This window comes from Pseudomonas tehranensis, from assembly GCF_014268615.1.
GTDB lineage: Bacteria > Pseudomonadota > Gammaproteobacteria > Pseudomonadales > Pseudomonadaceae > Aquipseudomonas > Aquipseudomonas tehranensis.
In genome coordinates, this window is sequence record NZ_JABWQV010000484.1 from 1 (window position 1) to 780 (window position 780).

Below are 780 nucleotides of genomic sequence, written 5' to 3' on the forward strand. Positions count from 1 at the left end.
TGTGGGAGCGGGCTTGCTCGCGAAGGCGGTTTTCAATCCACCACAGATGTCAGCCCGGCGCTTGAACCTCAAGCCGATCCATCGCCCGCTCCACCAACAAATGCACCCCGTCGGCCATCCGGCTAATCGCCAGGATCACGCTGCGGCGCGAGCCGTCGACGTCATCAGCCAGGTCGGCGGCGATGGCGCTGATGGACAGCAGGTCTTCGGAGGCGTTGGCCAGTAGGGTTTCGGTGTCGATGTTCGGGGCGACCATGAAAAGTTGCGCCGTTGATGCTTGGCCGGGTGCTTCGTCGGTGGGTTTGGGATTGAGGTAATAGTCGAGGGCGCGCTCGGCGGCTTCGTCGAGTTTTTTGGATTTCGAGGATTTGTCAGCGGCGGTACCAGGGCTTCCTGGCGGATTCGGTGTCACTTTGAACATGTTGTGTAGCTCCATCTGTAGTGTTGGAACTGACACCGGTCGCTTGCACGCGAATGAGGTGGCAGTTGTACGTAGGTGTGCAAGACCGGGCAGACGGAACCCCGGCAGATTCCTCCTTGCGGAAAAATCTCCCACGCACAACTGCCATAAAGAAGCCTTGATTGAAGGCGGCTGATAGCAATGTGCGACGTCTTTTACCCGGACTTGCACGTCCGTGTCACCGTTTTTTCAGTGACAAACCCAGACTAGCCACGAGCCCGAAGCCGGACAAGTTCACCAACACCGCTACAACTTGAAGGAAATCTCCTAGGACCTTACTTTTAGAGGGGGTGTATATCCGTTTCTGCGGTAACGGCTGC

General features: G+C 57.4%; 1 protein-coding gene. It reads right to left on the reverse strand.

Annotation, left to right across the window (positions count from 1 at the left end; genetic code table 11):
* Positions 1–49: 49 nt before the first annotated feature.
* The gene (locus HU811_RS27090; protein ID WP_186659190.1) at positions 50–421 is read right to left on the reverse strand and encodes a DUF6124 family protein; all 372 of its coding nucleotides are present in this window, start codon (positions 419–421) and stop codon (positions 50–52) included.
* Positions 422–780 lie beyond the last annotated feature (359 nt).